This is a genomic window from Azospirillum sp. TSO22-1 (assembly GCF_003116015.1).
Lineage (GTDB): Bacteria > Pseudomonadota > Alphaproteobacteria > Azospirillales > Azospirillaceae > Azospirillum.
Genome location: NZ_LGQZ01000028.1, coordinates 15,615 through 31,243 on the forward strand (window position 1 = coordinate 15,615; position 15,629 = coordinate 31,243).

Here is a 15,629-nt window from a genome sequence, read left to right on the forward strand (position 1 = left end):
GAAAAACTCCGACGGCGATGACGAGGATCTTACCCGCGCCCCGCGATCAGGCTGTCGGCCGCCGCGCGCGCCTCGGCGGTGACGGTGGCGCCGGAGAGCATGCGGGCGATCTCCTCGCGCCGCTCGTCGCCGTCCAGCGCGGCGACGCCGGTGGTCACGCTCTGGCCCTTGACCGCCTTCTGCACCTTCAGATGGGTCGAGCCGCGCGCCGCCACCTGCGGGCTGTGCGTCACCACCAGCACCTGGAGCCCGTGGCCGAGCCGTTCCAGCCGCTGGCCGACCGCCGCGGCGACGGCGCCGCCGATGCCGGTGTCCACCTCGTCGAACACCAGCGTGCCGACCGTCGAGGTCTGCGCCAGCACCACCTTCAGCGCCAGCATGAAGCGCGCCAGTTCGCCGCCCGACGCGATCTTGTTCAGCGCCCCCGGCGGCGATCCCGGGTTGGTGGCGACCTGGAAGGCGACGCGGTCCATGCCGGCCGAGCCCCAGTCGGCCTCGTCCAGCGGCTCGACCAGCGTGCGGAATTTGGCCTTGTCCAGCTTCAGCGGCGGCAGCTCGGTGGCCACCGCCTTGTCCAGCAGCCCGGCGGCCTTCTGGCGCGCCCTGCTGAGGTCTTCGGCGGCCTTGCGGTAGGCCTCGCGCGCCGTCTCGGCGTCGCGGGCGAGGCGGGCGAGCAGGTCGCCCTGGTCCTCGATCATCGACAGGCGGCCGGACAGCTCGTCGCGCAGGGCGGCCAGCGCGTCCACCGCCACGCCGTGCTTGCGCGAGGCGGCGCGCAGCGCGAACAGCCGCTCCTCCAGCTTCTCCAGCGCCGCCGGGTCCATGTCGACGTCGGCCGAGGCGGCCTGCAGCGCGGCGACCGCCTCGGCGGCCTCGGCCGCGGCGCGGTCGAGCGCGGATATCGCCGGGTCCAGCTTGCCGCCGGCCTTCTCGGCGATGCGCGTCAGGATGCGCAGCGCCGAGGCGAGCGAGCGCTCGACGCCGCGGTCGCCGGACAGCTCGGCGTAGGCGGAGTTCATCGCCTCGACCACCTTCTCGCGGTGCATCAGCACGGCGCGGGTCTCGGCCAGCTGCTCCTCCTCGCCGGGCTTGGGCGTGAGGCTGTCCAGCTCGGCCACGGCGTGGCGCAGGTATTCCTCTTCCGAGCGGGCGCGGGCGATCTCGGCGGCGGCGTTGGCGCGCGCGTCCTCGACCTGCCGCCACGCGCGGTGCAGGGCGGCGACGTGCGCCGCCTTGCCGTCCAGCTGGGCGTAGGCGTCGAGCACGCTGCGATGGGTGGCGGGGTTGAGCAGGCCGTGCGTCTCGAACTGGCCGTGCACCTCGACTAGTTCCTCGCCCAGGCGCTTCAGCAGGCCGACGCCGACCGCCTGGTCGTTGACCCAGGCGCGCGAGCGGCCGTCGGCGCTGACCGTGCGGCGCACCACCAGCCGGTCATCCGCGTCCAGCCCCTGCTCGCGCAGGATGGCGAAGGCCGGGTGATCACCGGACAGCTCGAACTCGGCGGTGACCGAGGCCTGCTCGGCGCCGTGGCGGACCAGCGAGGAATCGCCGCGGGCCCCCAGGGCGAGGCCGAGGGCGTCCAGCAGGATCGACTTGCCGGCACCCGTCTCGCCGGTCAGCACGCACAGCCCGGCACGGAAGGACAGCGCCAGCCGTTCGATCAGGACGACGTCCCGGATCGTCAGCGCGGCGAGGGTGGAGCGCCCTAGAACAGGGAGCTCCAGGCTTTGCTGAGCCACGATTTGGCGTTCCGCTCCGGCTTCAGGTTGTGGTCGACCAGCATGGCGTAGCTGTCCTGATACCATTCGCTGCCCGGGAAGTTGTGGCCGAGGACGGCGGCGGCCGTCGTCGCCTCGTCGTTGACGCCGAGCGCCAGATAGCACTCCACGAGGCGGTGCAGCGCCTCCGCGGTGTGCGAGGTGGTCTGGTACTGCTCGACCACCATACGGAAGCGGTTGATCGCCGCGGTGTACTGCGCCTGGCGCATGTAGAAGCGCCCGACCTCCATCTCCTTGCCGGCGAGGTGGTCGTTGGTCAGGTCGATCTTGATCTTCGCGTCGCGGGCGTACGGCGTTTCGGGGAAGCGGCGCACCACGTCCGACAGCGCGTCGAGCGCCAGCCGCGTCATCCGCTGGTCGCGGCGCACGTCGGTGATCTGCTCGTAATAGCTCAGCGCGCGCATGTAGTAGGCGTACGACACCTCCGGGCTGCCGGGGTGCAGCTGGATGAAGCGGTCCAGCGCCAGGATGGCGTCGTCGTACTTCAGGTTCTCATAGTGCGCGTAGGCGGCGCGAAGCTGCGCCTTGGTCGCCCACTGCGAATAGGGGTGCTGGCGCTCGACCTCGTCGAACAGCTTGGCGGCGGTCTTGTAGTCCTCGCTCTTCATCTTGGCTTCCGCCTCGTCGAAGATCTGCTCGGGCGGACGCTCGACGTAGGCGAGTTCGTCCTTGGTCGAGCAGCCGGCGAGGGCGGAGGCGAGGAGGAGGGCGGCGAACGGCGCGCGGAGAAGGCGAGGGGACATCGTCGTCTTTGGACCCTGAAATGGTGCCCTTATATAGCACGCCCCGACGCGGGCGCGGCAAGTCGGATCAGGCGGGGCAGGGCGGCTTTCGCGGGGATGGCGGAAAAGGCGCGGCGAAGTCTCTAGTTATGTCTCAGGGAAATCACATAAATAATTGGAATAACTATATCTTTGTGACATTCGCTGAGTCCGGGGCACCCCATATGGTGCGCATGCCGCCGTTCCGCAACCCCGGCAGGGGAGGGGGCTTTGCGCAACTCCGCGCCGCGCGGCGGCGGCAGGGGAGGGGGATGCGCCGCGCCGCGCGCGTCGACTCCGATAGGGCAGGGGAGGCGCGCGCAAAAGAAAACGCCCTCCCCGGGAAGGGGAGGGCGGTCCAGGCCGACCCGGAGAAACGGGTGAGCGCGTCAGGCGACGGCGCGCGGCTGATACTCGCACCAGCCCGAGGGCATCAGCGCCGCCGGCGTGTCCCAGCACCACGCCGAACGGTCGGCGAACAGCGCGCGCAGCAGCTGGTTGTTCAGCGCGTGGCCGGCGCGGCTGCCGTGGTAGCGGCCGAGGATCGGACCGCCGGCCAAGTACAGGTCGCCGACCGCGTCGAGAACCTTGTGGCGGACGAACTCGTCTGGGCTGCGCAGCCCCTCGGTGTTGAGCACGCGGTCCTGCTCCTCATCGACCACCACCGCGTTGTCGAGCGAACCGCCGCGGGCGAGGCCGGCGTTGCGCATGGCCTCCACGTCGCGCAGGAAGCAGAAGGTGCGGGCGTCGCCGATCTCGTCGCCGAAGGCGCCGGCCGACAGCTCGAAGTGGAGGGCCTGCTGGCCGATCACCGTGCTGCCGTAGTCGATCTCGAAGCTGAACTCCGGGCGCTCCGACGGCATCAGGCTCGCGGTCACCAGGCCGTTGCCGACGGTGACCGGCTTCAGCACGCGGATCACGCGGCGCGGCGCATCCTGCTCGACCCGGCCGGTGCGCTCGATGGCGGCGACGAAGGAAGCGGAGCTGCCGTCCATGATCGGCACTTCCGGGCCGTCGATGGCGAGGACCGCGTTGTCGATGCCGCAGCCGGACAACGCCGCCAGGACATGCTCCACCGTGCCGACCGTCGTGCCTTCGGCGTTGCCGAGCACGGTGCACAGGCGGGTGTCCACGACGTTGGCGTAGGTCGCGGGAATGCGGGCGGCGAAGCCGCGCTTGTCGGTGCGGATGAAGGTGATGCCGGCGTCCGGCGCCGCGGGGGAGATGGTCAGAACCGCCTTCGCGCCGGAGTGCAGTCCGATGCCGGTGAGGCGAATGACAGACTTCAGCGTGTGCTGAAACATCCCGTCCGTATTACCACCGATATGAGTCACGGCAACGTCCTGATTTGATCTCGTCTGCGGGGTTCACCAACAATCCTGATCAGCCATCGGTTCGCAGCGGACGATTGATCGACTTGGCAAAACACCACGCTTGCTACCTATCACCGGGACTCGGACAGGACAAATCACTCTTTATTACGGTTTGTTGCAATCGCATAGGCGGGTCGGACAGGGCGTACCCCGGACACGCCAAGGAGACCTCCGGGGCGGATACGCCCCGGAGGCAAGTCAAGGAAGGTCTCGGATGCTGCCCGCCGGCCTTGGGGAGAGGCCGCCGCCGGCGGGGTGCCCGCGTGCTCAGTTGGCCTGGCGGCGCAGGAAGGCCGGGATGTCCAGCACGTCTTCCTCGGCCGCGTGCAGCTTCGGCTGCGGAGCGGCCTGGATGCCGAGGCTCGGCTGCTGCGGCGCCTGCTGCACCGGCTGGTGGTGGTGCACCGGCTGCTGCATGGGCTGCGGCGGCGCCATCATCGGGGCCGGCTGCTGTTGCGGCACGGGCTGCGGGGCCGGCTCGTCGCGCCGGGCGCTGCGGCCCAGGCCGGTGACGAGGCCGAACAGCGACATGCGCTTCTTCGCCTGGGCGTCCGGGGTGTCGGCCACCGGCGCCACCGGGGCGGCGGTCGGGGCGGTCAGCGGACGCGGGCCGGGATCGACGGCCTTCGGCGGGATGAAGGCGCCTTCGCGGCGCTCGGCGTGCAGCGAGCCGGCCGGCGCGGTGGCCTGGACCGGGGCGTGCGCGACCGGGGCCGGAGCGGCTTCGTACTGCACCGGCTGGGCGGCCGGCGCCTCGTAAGCGACCGGGGCCGGGGCAACCTCCTGCTGGACCGGGGCGGCCGGCTGGGCGACCGGGGCTTCCATGGCGAAGGCGGTCGCCGCGGTGGCGATCGGCTGCGCCTTCAGGGCCGAGGCGGTGGCGGCGGTCGGGACGGCCGGCATCGGGGCGGCGCTGGCGAGGCCGGCGATGCCGCTGACCGGGGCCGCGGCGGCCGGGGCGGTGGCGCCGAGGCCCGGGGCGCCCGGCTTGCGGGTGCGGTCGGAGACCACCGACAGGTTCACCGGGTGCGCCGCGGTGCGCGGGTGGGCCATGGCAGCCGCGTCGATGCCGGTGGCGACCACCGACACGCGCATCAGGCCTTCCATCGAGCTGTCGAAGGTCGAGCCGAAGATGATGTTGGCGTCCGGGTCGACCTCGTCGCGGATGCGGTTGGCCGCCTCGTCGACCTCAAACAGGGTCATGTCGTAACCGCCGGTGATGTTGATGAGGACGCCGCGCGCCCCCTTCATCGACACGTCGTCGAGCAGCGGGTTGGAGATGGCGGCCTCGGCGGCCTCGATGGCGCGGCGGTCGCCGGTGGCCTCGCCGGTGCCCATCATCGCCTTGCCCATCTCGGTCATCACCGAGCGGATGTCGGCGAAGTCCAGGTTGATCAGGCCGGGCATGACCATCAGGTCGGTCACGCCGCGCACGCCGGAGTGCAGCACGTCGTCGGCCATCTTGAAGGCGTCGGCGAACGTGGTCTTCTCGTTGGCGATGCGGAAGAGGTTCTGGTTCGGGATGATGATCAGTGTGTCGACGTACTGCTGCAGCTCGGCGATGCCGCTCTCCGCCAGGCGCATGCGGTGCGCGCCCTCGAAGTGGAACGGCTTGGTCACCACGCCGATGGTCAGGATGCCGCGCTCGCGGGCCGCGCGCGCGATGACCGGGGCGGCGCCGGTGCCGGTGCCGCCGCCCATGCCGGCGGTGATGAACACCATGTTGGAGCCGTCGAGGTACGACACGATGTCGTTGACCTGCTCCTCGGCGGCGGCGCGGCCGACGTCCGGCTTCGAGCCGGCGCCCAGGCCCCGCGTCGTGGCGGTGCCCAGCTGGAGGCGCTTCTCGCACAGCGAGCCCTTCAGCGCCTGCGCGTCGGTGTTGCCGACCACGAAGTCGACGCCTTCCAGGTTCGACTTGATCATGTTGTTGACGGCGTTGCCGCCGGCGCCGCCGACGCCGAACACGGTGATGCGCGGCTTCAGCTCGGTCTCGATGGGGGGGATGCTGACGTTGATCATGTAAGCCTCTCCTCAGCCTTCCTTGGTTTCGTTCTCGTGTGTTGCTCGCAAGTGCCGGTTGGTTCCGGCGGTTTCTTAGGCACGTCTTTCGGCTACAGGTTCTCCCGCAGCCACATCCCGACCCGGCCCCAGATGCCGCCGCCGGACACCGCCTCGTGGACGGAGACCGGCAGTTCGGTGGGGTGGCGGACGGCATGGATCAGCAGGCCGGCGGCGGTCGAGAAGGCCGGGCCGCCGTTGGCGTCGGCCAAACCGCCGATGCGCGTCGGCCGGCCGAGCCGGACCTGCTTGTCGAGGATGAGCTGGGCCAGCTCGCGGGTGCCCGGCAGCTGGCTGGCGCCGCCGGTGAGCACCACGCGGCGCCCGGCCAGCTTGGCGAAGCCCGACTGCTCCAGGCGGGAGCGGACCAGCTCGAAGATCTCTTCCAGGCGCGGCTGGATGATGCGGACCAGCAGCGATTTGGGCACGTGGTTGCCCGACGCGCGCTCCTCCTCGCCGACCTGGGGGACGTCGATCATCTCGCGCTCGTCGGCGGCGCTGGCCATGGCGCTGCCGTACAGCGTCTTCATGCGCTCGGCGTGGACGACCGGCGTGGTCAGGCCGCGGGCGATGTCGTTGGTGACGTGGCTGCCGCCGACCGGGATGCAGTCGGTCCACACCATCCGGCCCTCGAAGAAGACCGAGATCGTCGTGGTGCCGCCGCCCATGTCGATGCAGGCGACGCCCAGCTCCATCTCGTCCTCGACCAGCGTGGCCAGCGCCGAGGCGTAGGGGCTGACCACCATGCTCTCGATGTCCAGGTGGCAGCGGTTGACGCAGGTCTGCAGGTTGCGCACCGCGCCGGCGGCGGCGGTGATGACGTGGACGTGCACGGCCAGACGGTCGCCGTACATCCCCCGGGGATCGCGGATGCCGCGGTTGCCGTCCAGCGAGAAGCCCACCGGCAGCGCGTGGATCAGCGTGGACTCCGCGCCGACCTGCAGGCCGCGGGCGTGCGCCATGGCGCGGCGGACGTCGCTGTCGGTCACCTCCTGGCCGGGCACCGAGACCTCGGCGTTGAAGGTGTGCGAGACCGGGTAGCCGCCCGAGACGTTGACCACCACGTCGCGGATCGTCTCGCCGGCCATTTGCTCGGCGGCGTGGACGGCGGCGCCGATGGAGGTCTCGGCCGCTTCCATGTCGATGATGGCGCCGGCGCGCACGCCGGCGGCAAGCTGGTGGCCGACGCCGACGACCTTGACCGAGCCCTGCTCCTCGTGCCGCGCGATGAAGCAGCACACCTTGGTCGAGCCGACGTCGAGCGCGGCGACGACGCCACCGCGCGTCGGCCGCTTCGGCTTCTTCCCGCCATTGAAGCCCATCTTCAGCACCCCTTGGCCTCTTCGGTCATCAGGTCTTCTTCCCCGGCTTCTTCTTCTCGTCTTCCATGCCCGGCAGGATGACGGTCGTCTGCAGCACCATGCGGTCGGCTTGGCGCAGGTCAACCGCAACGATGTCGCGGTCGAGCACCTTGCCGGTGGCGTCCATGTCGGCGAGCTGGCGCAACGCCGTCAGCACGCCGCCCTCGGGCAGCTTGACGACGACGCCGTTGTCGAGCGTGAGGTTCCAGCGCCGGTCGCCCACCCAGGTCGCGGCCTTCAGCCGCTTGGCGACGGCGGGCACGCGCTCCAGCGCCGCCAGCAGCTTCTGCACCTGGCCCGGCGCGTTGGCGCCGACGACCTGCGGCAGCCGCTCGACGTCGCGGTTGCCGCGGCGCGCCAGCTCGGCGGCGTCGGCCAGCGGGCGGCCCTCGCGGTCGATGACGGTGAACCGGCGGTCGTTCTGCCAGATCGCCATCGGTTCGCGCTCGGACAGGCGGACGTACAGCGTGTCGGGCAGGTGCCGCTCGATGGCCGCCGACGCCACCCAGGGCAGTTGCTCCAGCCGGGCCTTGGCCTCGGCGAGGTCGAGGTCGAGGATCGGCGCGCCGCGCTCGACGCCCAGCGTCCGCAGGATGATCTCCGGCTCGGTCGCGGTGCGGCCGTGCACCGCCACGTCGTTGACCGACAGCCCGGCACCGGCGCTGGCGGTGATGAAGGCGCTGCGCGCCTCGGCGATGGCCAGGCCCAGCGTGCCGGCGCGCAGGTGCCACGCCGCGAACCCGGCCAGCGCCACCACCGGCACCAGCAGCAGCGCCACCTTCAGCGCCGGCTTGGCCCAGCGCGGGAAGGCGCGGCGGCGGTTGCCGCGCTGGGCGGCGTGCGCCATGGCGCGCGGCGGCGCCGGCGTCTCGCTTCTGGGGGTGCGGGGCGGGGCGCTCAGCCGTGCTGACATGCCGCGTTCTCCACCAGCCAGCTCACCAGCGCGCCGTAGGAGATGCCCACGTGCGCCGCCTGTTCGGGGACCAGCGACAGCGGCGTCATGCCGGGCTGGTTGTTGATCTCCAGGAAGTACAGGCCCTCGGTGCCGGGCTTCGAATCGTCCCAGCGGAAGTCGCTGCGCGACACGCCGCGGCAGCCCAGCGTCTCGTGCGCCAGGACGGCGACGCGCCTGGCCTCCTCGGCGACGGCGTCCGGAATGGCGGCGGGCAGCGTGTGCACGGCGTGGCCGGCGCTGTACTTGGCGGTGTAGTCGTAGAGCTGCGCCTCGAAGACGATCTCGGTGACGGTCAGCGCCCTGGTGTCTTTACCGCCTGCGCCCATCACCGCGACGGTCAGCTCGCGGCCGGGGATGAACTCCTCGACCAGGGCGCGCTCGCCGAAGGTCCAGGCGTCGCCGACCGGGCTGTTCTGCCCCTCGCGCACCAGCGTGACGCCGACGGTCGAGCCTTCGTCCACCGGCTTGACGATGTAGGGGGCGGGCATCGGGTGCGAACCGCCGGTCAGCTCGCCCTTGGTCAGCACGAGGCCCTTGGGCGAGCGCACGCCGACCGAGTCCAGCACGCGCTTGGTCATCACCTTGTCCATGGCGATGGCCGAGGCGCGCACGCCCGAGTGCGTGTAGGGCAGCCCGAGGAACTCCAGCACGCCCTGGATGGTGCCGTCCTCGCCGCCGCGCCCGTGCAGCGCGTTGAACACCACGTCCGGCCGCGGAGTGCCAAGCGCTGCGACGAGACCCATGAGATCGCGCTGCACGTCCACCGCGGTGACGGAGTAGCCTTCCTCCTCCAGCGCCTTGGCGACGCCGGCGCCGGAGACGAGCGACACCTCGCGCTCGGCCGACCAGCCGCCCATCAGGACCGCGACGTGCTTCTTGCGGCCAGTCATGGCGCGCCTCCAATCCCTCTCCCGTCCCGGGAGAGGGTGGCCGCGGAGCGGCCGGGTGAGGGTAGGGCGAGGATCCTTGCGCTGACCCTCACCCTCCCGCTCTTCGAGCGGGCCCCTCCCTCTCCCGGGGCGGGAGAGGGGATTCGAGCGTCCTTGCGAATCACGCCGCACCGCCTTTCGGTACACCGATCCGCTTGATCTCCCACTCCAGCTCGACGCCGGAGGTCTCGCGCACGCGGCGGCGCACCTCCTCGCCGAGGTTCTCCAGGTCGGCGGCGCTGGCCGACCCGAGGTTGAGCAGGAAGTTGCAGTGCTTCTCCGACACCTGGGCGTCGCCGACGCGCAGGCCGCGGCAGCCGGCCTCGTCGATCAGCTGCCACGCCTTCTTCTCGCCGGCCGGGTTCTTGAAGGTGGAACCGCCGGTGCGCGAGCGGACCGGCTGGGTGTCGCCGCGCTTGTCGTTGATCTCGGCCATGCGCCGCGCGATGGCGAGCGGGTCGTCCTCGCCGCCCTCCAGCACCGCGCCGGTGAAGATGAAGTCCTCGGGCACCGCGCAGTGGCGGTAGGTGAAGCCCATGGCCTCGTTGGAAATCGTGTGCAGGTTGCCCTGGCGGTCCACCGCCTGGGCGGCGGCCAGCACGTCCCGGGTCTCGCGGCCGTAGGCGCCGCCGTTCATGCGGAGCGCGCCGCCGATGGTGCCGGGGATGCCCGACAGGAACTCCAGCCCGGATATCCCGGCGTCGCGCGCCACCGTCGCCACGTGCAGGTCGAGCGCGGCGCCGCCGGCGGTGACGCGGGTGCCCGCCGTCTCGATGCCGGCGAAACCGCGGCCCAGGCGGATCACCACGCCCGGCACGCCGCCGTCGCGGATCAGCAGGTTCGACGCCACGCCGACCACCGTCACCGGCACCTCGTCCGGCAGCGCCGCCAGGAACTCGGCGAGGTCCTCGGTGTCGGCGGGGCGGAACATCACCTCGGCGTTGCCGCCGACGCGGAACCACGTGACGCCGGCCAGCGGCGCGTCGGCGGACAGCCGGCCGCGGCACTTCGGCATCAGGTCGATGAGGTGGAAATTGGTCATGGCGAGCGCGGCCGTCATCCAGTCCTCCCGGTTCCATAGAGCTTGTCGAGTTCGCCCGGCAGGGCGTTCGCCCACTGCGTGATGTTGCCGGCCCCCAGGCAGACCACGAAGTCGCCCGGGCGCGCCATGTCGCGCACCATCTGCGGCAGCTCCTCGGGGCCGTGCAGCGGGATGACGTGGCGGTGGCCGTGCATGCGCAGGCCCTCGACCAGGGCGTCGCGGTTGACGTTCGGCACGGGCTGCTCACCGGCGGCGTAGACGTCGGCGACGATCACCGCGTCGGCGTCGTTGAAGCAGGTGCAGAACTCCTCGAACAGGCTGGCGAGGCGCGAGTAGCGGTGCGGCTGCACGACGGCGATGGTGCGGCCCTTGCCGGCGGTGCGCGCGGCGCGCAGCACGGCGGCGATCTCCACCGGGTGGTGGCCGTAATCATCGATGACCGTGACGCCGTTGGCGACGCCGGTGCGGGTGAAGCGGCGCTTGACCCCCTGGAAGCTGGTGAAGCTGTCGCGCATCGCCTCGTTGGGGATGCCCATCTCGTGGCCGACGGCGAAGGCGGCCAGCGCGTTCTGCACGTTGTGCGGCCCGTACATCGGCAGCCGCACGCCGGACAGCGTCGCCGACTGGCCGGTGGTGCGGTCGGTGATGATGACGTCGAAGACGGCGCCTTCGGCACCGAGCCGCACGTTGTCGGCGCGCACGTCGGCCTGCGGCGAGAAGCCGTAGGTGATGATGCGGCGGTCGGACACGCGCGGGATCATCGCCTGCACCTCGGGGTGGTCGATGCACAGCGCCGCGAAGCCGTAGAACGGGATGTTCTGGACGAAGGTGTCGAAGGCGGCGCGCTCGTGCTCGAAGGTGCCGTAGTGGTCCAGGTGCTCCGGGTCCATGTTGGTGACGACCGCGATGCAGGCCGGCAGCTTGGTGAAGGTGCCGTCGGACTCGTCGGCCTCCACCACCATCCAGTCGCCGGAGCCGAGGCGGGTGTTGGTGCCGTAGGCGTTGATGATGCCGCCGTTGATCACGGTGGGGTCCAGCCCGGCGTGCTCCAGCATGTGGCCGACCATGGAGGTGGTCGTGGTCTTGCCGTGCGTGCCGCCGATGGCGATCGCCCACTTCAGGCGCATCAGCTCGCCCAGCATCTCGGCGCGGCGCACCACCGGGATCATGCCGGAGCGGGCGGCGACGACCTCCGGGTTGTCCTTCTTGACGGCCGAGGAGACGACGACCACGGCGGCGGAGCCGAGGTTCTCGCCCCGGTGGCCGATGGCGACGGGGATGCCGAGGTCGCGCAGGCGCTTGACGTTGGCGCTCTCCGCGATGTCCGAGCCCTGCACGGCATAGCCCAGGTTCTTCAGCACCTCGGCGATGCCGCTCATGCCGATGCCGCCGATGCCGACGAAGTGGATCGTGCCGATGGAGAGGGGGAGAGCGCGCATGGTCCGGTTACCCGTGTTCGGTCAAACGTGGCCGCGACGTAGCATCAGCCGCAGCGTCGCGTCCACCGCGTCGTCGGACAGGGCGGCCGGCAGCGGCACGGCGCCTGTGACAACGTGCAGGCGGTCGCGCAGGAAACCGTGCTCGGCGACCTCGCGCGGCAGCAGCGGGCACTCCGGCCGCAGGCCCCAGCTGCGTTCGGAGCGGGTCAGCTCGGCCGGCCACTCCTGCAGCGGGCGGGGGTTACGTCGCGTGGGTGTGCGCGCTTTGCTGATCATTCCGCTGCCTCCGTGGCGTTGGCGTGGTTTCCGTTGTTGCCCGAGCGGCCGGCCAGGGCCAGCACGGCGTCGGCGAGCTTTGACGCGGCCTCGTCCGTGCCCCAGGCGGCGCTGGCCTGCGCAGCGCGCGCCAGTTCGGCCGGGTTGGACAGCAGCGCGGTCAGGCGCTGGGCCAGCGTTTCGGCGGTGAACTGCGGCTGCGGCACGTGCCAGGCGGCGCCGGCCGAGGCGACGGCCCGGGCGTTGGCGGTCTGGTGGTCGTCGGTGGCGAAGGGGTAGGGGACCAGCACCGCCGGCCGGCCGATGCAGGTCAGCTCGGCGACGGTGGAGGCGCCGGCGCGGGTGATGGCGAGGTGGGCCGAGGCCAGCCGCTCCGGCACGTCGCGGAAGAAGCTCTCCAGCTCGACCGAGCCGAGGGACAGCGGCGCCAGCGCGGCGCGCGCGCCCTCCAGGTCCTCCGGCCGGCACTGCTGCGCCAGATGGATGCGCCCGCGCAGGTCGGCCGGCAGCAGGGCGAGCGCCGCCGGGACGACCTCGCTGAAGACGCGTGCCCCCTGGCTGCCGCCCATGACGAGGAGGCGCACCGGGCCGTTGGCCGCGGGCACGTCGTAGAAGGCATGACGCTTGGCGGCGACGGCGGGACGCACCGGGTTGCCGGTCTGCACCAGCTTGGATGGGTCGGCGATGCCGGACACCGCGGGATAGGCGACGGCGACGCGGCGGGCGGACGCGAACAACAGGCGGTTGGCGCGGCCGAGCACGGCGTTCTGCTCGTGCAGCAGCACCGGCACGCCGGCGCGGCCGGCGGCGTAGACCGTGGGCACCGACGGGTAGCCGCCGAAGCCGACGACCGCGATGGGATCGAGCTGCTTCAGGAGCGTGCGCGCGTCGAACACGCCGAGCAGCAGCTGAACGCCGCCCTTCAGCTTGCCCAGCAGCCCGCCGGACGGCGAACCGGCGCGGATGCGGTGCACCGGCACCTCGGGCAGGCTGTCGCCGAAGGCGTGGCCGCGCCCGTCGGTGACCAGCGTCACGGTGTGGCCGCGCTTCAGCAACTCGCGGGCCAGCGCCTCCGCCGGGAAGATGTGGCCGCCGGTGCCGCCGGCCGCCAGGATGATCGGCTTGTTCGCCTTGGCCATGCCCGTCAGTCCCCCGGTCCGAAGCGCTTGCGGGTCAGCGCCAGCACCATGCCCATGCCGAAGCCGAGCGCCATCAGCGACGAGCCGCCGTAGCTGATGAAGGGCAGCGTCATGCCCTTGGTCGGCATCAGGTGCAGCGACGAGCCCATGTTGATCGCCGCCTGCAGCCCGAACTGGATCAGCAGGCCGGCCGCGGCGAGCAGCGCGAAGTAGTTGTTCTCGTTGAACACCCGGGCGAAGCCGCGCAGCACGATGAAGGCGAACAGGAAGACGAGGAACAGGCAGAAGATCAGCCCCATCTCCTCGCCGGCGACGGCGAAGATGAAGTCGGCGTGGCTGTCCGGCAGCGAGAACTTGACCGTCCCCTGGCCCGGCCCGGTGCCGAGCAGGCCGCCGTTGGCGAACGCCTCCATGGAGCGGCTGACCTGGTAGTTGTCGCCGGCCGCCGGATCGAGGAAGCGGTCGATGCGGCTGGCGAAGTGCGGCAGCGTGAAGTACGCGCCGATCAGGCCGGCGACGCCCAGTCCGGCCAGGATCATCACCAGCAGGATGTTCAGGCCGGCCAGGAAGAACTGGGTGAACCACACGGCGGAGACCACGAAGGTCATGCCCATGTCCGGCTGCAGGATCAGCCCGCCGACGGTCAGCCCGTACAGCGCCATCGACACCAGCGCGCCGGGGAAGCCCGGGTTGGTGCGCGACAGCGAGAACAGCCACGCCGCCACCACCGCAAAGGCCGGCTTGACGAACTCCGAGGGCTGGATCGACAGGCCGGGCACGTGGATCCAGCGCCGCGCGCCCTTGATCTCGACGCCGATCACCAGCGTGGCGAACACCAGCGCCAGCGCCGCGATGTACATGAACAGCGCCGCGCGCTTCACGCCCTTGGGCGACAGCAGCGAGATGCCGACCATGATCGCCACGGCCGGCGCCAGCATCATCAGGTGACGCTCGACGAAGTAGAAGGTGTCCTGGATGCCGATGCGCTCCGCCACCGGCGGGCTGGCGGCGGTGATCAGCACCGTGCCCAGGGCCATCAGCACGGCCAGCGCGCCGAGCTGCACGCGGTCGATGGTCCACCACCAGCGGCCGAAGACGGACTGGTCGGTGCGGTCGAACGTGATCATGCCGCACCTCCCAGGTCGTTCACGTATTTAGCGAACGCGTCGCCGCGCGCCTCGAAGCTGGTGAACTGGTCCCACGACGCGCAGGCCGGCGACAGCAGCACGCAGGCGTTCGCCTGCTTCTCGGCCAGCGCCAGCCCGGCGGCCTTCTGCACGGCCACGTCCAGCGTGCCGCAGCGGGTGTGCGGGACGTTGCGCTCGGCCAGCCACGCGGCGAAGGTTTCGCTCGCCTCGCCGATCAGGAAGGCGTGGCGGACGCGGCCCATGTAGCCGTCCAGGCCGCTCAGGCCGGTGCTCTTGGCCTGTCCGCCGAGGATCCAGTAGATCGGATCGAAGGTGGCCAGCGCCTTCTCGGCCGCGTCGGCGTTGGTCGCCTTGCTGTCGTTGACGAAGCGGACGCCGTCGATGGTGCGGATCAGCTGCTGGCGGTGCGCCAGGCCGGGGAAGGTCTTCATGGCGGCGACGATGGCCGGCGCCGGCACGCCCGCGGCCTTGCAGGCGGCGAAGGCGGCGGCGGCGTTCTGCCAGTTGTGCTTGCCCAGCAGCGTCGGGAAGCTCGCCAGCTCGGCGACGCGCTCGGCCTCGCCCCCGGTGTCGTCGATCAGCCAGCCGGCCTCGGCGTAGACGCCGCCCGGTACACGGCCCTGGGCGGAAATCGGCCAGACGTGCTGGTCGCCGACCGCCTTCAGATCCTCGAAGATTTTCCGGCAGATCGCGTCATCGACACCGATGACGGCGGTGCGCGGTTTGGTCTGACGGTGGAAAATCAGCTTTTTCGCGGCGACGTAGCCGTCCATGCCGCCGTGGCGGTCCAGATGGTCCGGCGTGACGTTGAGCAGCACCGCCACGTCGAAGGTGATGGAGAGCGTCAGCTCCAGCTGGTAGCTCGACATCTCCAGCACGTAGGTGCCGCCGACGCCCAGCGGCTCCAGCGTCAGCACCGGCGTGCCCAGGTTGCCGCCCACCGCGACGCGGCGCCGGGCCTCGGTCATCACGTGGCCGATCAGCGACGTGGTGGTGGACTTGCCGTTGGTGCCGGTGATGCCGACGTAGGCCGCGTCGCGCTCGGAGCGGGCCAGCAGCTCGATGTCGCAGACGATTTCCAGATTCGCGGCGCGCGCACGCTCGGCCACCGGGTGCGGCTTGGGGAAGGTGTGCGGGATGCCCGGCGACCAGACGACGGTGGTCAGCTCCGACAGGTCGGCGGTGCCGAGGTCGACGACGCGGTAGCCGGCGGCCTCCGCCTCGTCGCGCTTGGCCTGGCTGTCGTCCCACACCCAGACCTCGGCGCCGGCCTTGGCGAGCGCGTCGGCGGTGGCCATGCCGGACTTGCCGAGGCCCATGACCGCCACCGGCAGACCGTCCATATAGAAGAGGTTGATCATGGCCTG

At 71.2% G+C, this 15,629-nt stretch carries 13 protein-coding genes; all 13 read right to left on the reverse strand.

Annotated features, from left to right (window positions below; all coding sequences use genetic code 11):
• Window positions 1-29: 29 nt before the first annotated feature.
• The 13 genes from recN to murD all read right to left on the reverse strand — a co-directional run bounded on the left by recN (window position 30) and on the right by murD (window position 15,623).
• Window positions 30-1,739, reverse strand: coding sequence for a DNA repair protein RecN (gene recN / locus TSO221_RS08615; RefSeq protein ID WP_247877963.1), 1,710 nt, complete (start codon window positions 1,737-1,739; stop codon window positions 30-32).
• A complete protein-coding gene (locus TSO221_RS08620; RefSeq protein ID WP_109118079.1) occupies window positions 1,706-2,521 on the reverse strand; it encodes an outer membrane protein assembly factor BamD in 816 nt (271 codons plus the stop codon). The genes recN and TSO221_RS08620 overlap by 34 nt, the downstream gene beginning before the upstream one ends.
• A gap of 407 nt (window positions 2,522-2,928) precedes the next feature.
• Complete coding sequence (gene lpxC, locus TSO221_RS08625; RefSeq protein ID WP_109118080.1) at window positions 2,929-3,843, reverse strand: UDP-3-O-acyl-N-acetylglucosamine deacetylase; 915 nt, start codon at window positions 3,841-3,843, stop codon at window positions 2,929-2,931.
• Window positions 3,844-4,179: 336 nt separating this feature from the next.
• Window positions 4,180-5,934, reverse strand: coding sequence for a cell division protein FtsZ (gene ftsZ, locus TSO221_RS08630; RefSeq protein ID WP_109118081.1), 1,755 nt, complete (start codon window positions 5,932-5,934; stop codon window positions 4,180-4,182).
• 92 nt (window positions 5,935-6,026) lie between these two features.
• Window positions 6,027-7,295, reverse strand: a complete 1,269-nt coding sequence (gene ftsA / locus TSO221_RS08635) for a cell division protein FtsA (protein WP_109118156.1) — start codon at window positions 7,293-7,295, stop codon at window positions 6,027-6,029.
• 28 nt (window positions 7,296-7,323) lie between these two features.
• The gene (locus tag TSO221_RS08640) at window positions 7,324-8,247 is read right to left on the reverse strand and encodes a cell division protein FtsQ/DivIB (RefSeq protein WP_109118082.1); all 924 of its coding nucleotides are present in this window, start codon (window positions 8,245-8,247) and stop codon (window positions 7,324-7,326) included.
• A complete protein-coding gene (locus TSO221_RS08645) occupies window positions 8,232-9,179 on the reverse strand; it encodes a D-alanine--D-alanine ligase (RefSeq protein WP_109118083.1) in 948 nt (315 codons plus the stop codon). Before TSO221_RS08645 ends, TSO221_RS08640 begins: the two co-directional genes overlap by 16 nt.
• 160 nt (window positions 9,180-9,339) lie before the next feature.
• The gene (murB, locus tag TSO221_RS08650; protein ID WP_109118084.1) at window positions 9,340-10,278 is read right to left on the reverse strand and encodes a UDP-N-acetylmuramate dehydrogenase; all 939 of its coding nucleotides are present in this window, start codon (window positions 10,276-10,278) and stop codon (window positions 9,340-9,342) included.
• Window positions 10,275-11,699, reverse strand: a complete 1,425-nt coding sequence (gene murC / locus TSO221_RS08655; protein WP_109118085.1) for a UDP-N-acetylmuramate--L-alanine ligase — start codon at window positions 11,697-11,699, stop codon at window positions 10,275-10,277. The genes murB and murC overlap by 4 nt, the downstream gene beginning before the upstream one ends.
• 21 nt (window positions 11,700-11,720) lie before the next feature.
• Entirely contained in the window at window positions 11,721-11,975 is a 255-nt protein-coding gene (locus tag TSO221_RS08660; RefSeq protein WP_109118086.1) for a hypothetical protein, read from the reverse strand.
• Complete coding sequence (murG, locus tag TSO221_RS08665; protein WP_109118087.1) at window positions 11,972-13,114, reverse strand: undecaprenyldiphospho-muramoylpentapeptide beta-N-acetylglucosaminyltransferase; 1,143 nt, start codon at window positions 13,112-13,114, stop codon at window positions 11,972-11,974. The genes TSO221_RS08660 and murG overlap by 4 nt, the downstream gene beginning before the upstream one ends.
• A 5-nt stretch (window positions 13,115-13,119) precedes the next feature.
• Window positions 13,120-14,241: a putative peptidoglycan glycosyltransferase FtsW gene (locus TSO221_RS08670; RefSeq protein ID WP_109118088.1), complete on the reverse strand. Its 1,122-nt coding sequence runs from the start codon at window positions 14,239-14,241 to the stop codon at window positions 13,120-13,122.
• Entirely contained in the window at window positions 14,238-15,623 is a 1,386-nt protein-coding gene (gene murD / locus TSO221_RS08675) for a UDP-N-acetylmuramoyl-L-alanine--D-glutamate ligase (protein WP_109118089.1), read from the reverse strand. The genes TSO221_RS08670 and murD overlap by 4 nt, the downstream gene beginning before the upstream one ends.
• Between the last annotated feature and the right edge of the window lie 6 nt (window positions 15,624-15,629).

Bases quoted from the DNA above. Each gene is read 5' to 3' on its own strand.
- TSO221_RS08660 (WP_109118086.1), bottom strand. From the start codon at position 11,975: ATGATCAGCAAAGCGCGCACACCCACGCGACGTAACCCCCGCCCGCTG.
- murB (WP_109118084.1), bottom strand. From the start codon at position 10,278: ATGACGGCCGCGCTCGCCATGACCAATTTCCACCTCATCGACCTGATG.
- lpxC (WP_109118080.1), bottom strand. From the start codon at position 3,843: ATGTTTCAGCACACGCTGAAGTCTGTCATTCGCCTCACCGGCATCGGA.
- TSO221_RS08645 (WP_109118083.1), bottom strand. From the start codon at position 9,179: ATGACTGGCCGCAAGAAGCACGTCGCGGTCCTGATGGGCGGCTGGTCG.
- TSO221_RS08640 (WP_109118082.1), bottom strand. From the start codon at position 8,247: ATGTCAGCACGGCTGAGCGCCCCGCCCCGCACCCCCAGAAGCGAGACG.
- murC (WP_109118085.1), bottom strand. From the start codon at position 11,699: ATGCGCGCTCTCCCCCTCTCCATCGGCACGATCCACTTCGTCGGCATC.
- murG (WP_109118087.1), bottom strand. From the start codon at position 13,114: ATGGCCAAGGCGAACAAGCCGATCATCCTGGCGGCCGGCGGCACCGGC.
- murD (WP_109118089.1), bottom strand. From the start codon at position 15,623: ATGATCAACCTCTTCTATATGGACGGTCTGCCGGTGGCGGTCATGGGC.
- TSO221_RS08670 (WP_109118088.1), bottom strand. From the start codon at position 14,241: ATGATCACGTTCGACCGCACCGACCAGTCCGTCTTCGGCCGCTGGTGG.
- ftsA (WP_109118156.1), bottom strand. From the start codon at position 7,295: ATGGGCTTCAATGGCGGGAAGAAGCCGAAGCGGCCGACGCGCGGTGGC.
- ftsZ (WP_109118081.1), bottom strand. From the start codon at position 5,934: ATGATCAACGTCAGCATCCCCCCCATCGAGACCGAGCTGAAGCCGCGC.
- TSO221_RS08620 (WP_109118079.1), bottom strand. From the start codon at position 2,521: ATGTCCCCTCGCCTTCTCCGCGCGCCGTTCGCCGCCCTCCTCCTCGCC.